Source organism: Vibrio sp. Vb1337 (assembly GCF_033338715.1).
Classification (GTDB): Bacteria; Pseudomonadota; Gammaproteobacteria; order Enterobacterales; family Vibrionaceae; genus Vibrio; species Vibrio alginolyticus.
Genome location: NZ_JAWOTD010000253.1, coordinates 1 through 1,065, shown reverse-complemented (window position 1 = coordinate 1,065; position 1,065 = coordinate 1). Strand labels below are relative to the sequence as shown.

Sequence of the window (1,065 nt, the reverse complement as noted above, 5' to 3'; positions counted from 1 at the left end):
TAAGGAGGTGATCCAGCGCCAGGTTCCCCTAGCGCTACCTTGTTACGACTTCACCCCAGTCATGAACCACAAAGTGGTAAGCGTCCCCCCGAAGGTTAAACTACCTACTTCTTTTGCAGCCCACTCCCATGGTGTGACGGGCGGTGTGTACAAGGCCCGGGAACGTATTCACCGTGGCATTCTGATCCACGATTACTAGCGATTCCGACTTCATGGAGTCGAGTTGCAGACTCCAATCCGGACTACGACGCACTTTTTGGGATTCGCTCACTTTCGCAAGTTGGCCGCCCTCTGTATGCGCCATTGTAGCACGTGTGTAGCCCTACTCGTAAGGGCCATGATGACTTGACGTCGTCCCCACCTTCCTCCGGTTTATCACCGGCAGTCTCCCTGGAGTTCCCGACATTACTCGCTGGCAAACAAGGATAAGGGTTGCGCTCGTTGCGGGACTTAACCCAACATTTCACAACACGAGCTGACGACAGCCATGCAGCACCTGTCTCAGAGTTCCCGAAGGCACCAATCCATCTCTGGAAAGTTCTCTGGATGTCAAGAGTAGGTAAGGTTCTTCGCGTTGCATCGAATTAAACCACATGCTCCACCGCTTGTGCGGGCCCCCGTCAATTCATTTGAGTTTTAATCTTGCGACCGTACTCCCCAGGCGGTCTACTTAACGCGTTAGCTCCGAAAGCCACGGCTCAAGGCCACAACCTCCAAGTAGACATCGTTTACGGCGTGGACTACCAGGGTATCTAATCCTGTTTGCTCCCCACGCTTTCGCATCTGAGTGTCAGTATCTGTCCAGGGGGCCGCCTTCGCCACCGGTATTCCTTCAGATCTCTACGCATTTCACCGCTACACCTGAAATTCTACCCCCCTCTACAGTACTCTAGTCTGCCAGTTTCAAATGCTATTCCGAGGTTGAGCCCCGGGCTTTCACATCTGACTTAACAAACCACCTGCATGCGCTTTACGCCCAGTAATTCCGATTAACGCTCGCACCCTCCGTATTACCGCGGCTGCTGGCACGGAGTTAGCCGGTGCTTCTTCTGTCGCTAACGTCAA

Annotated in this window: 1 rRNA gene; it reads right to left on the bottom strand. The window is 53.6% G+C overall.

Annotated elements, in window-relative coordinates:
- A 16S ribosomal RNA gene (locus R7E42_RS25440) occupies positions 1 to 1,065 on the bottom strand; the annotation flags it as partial.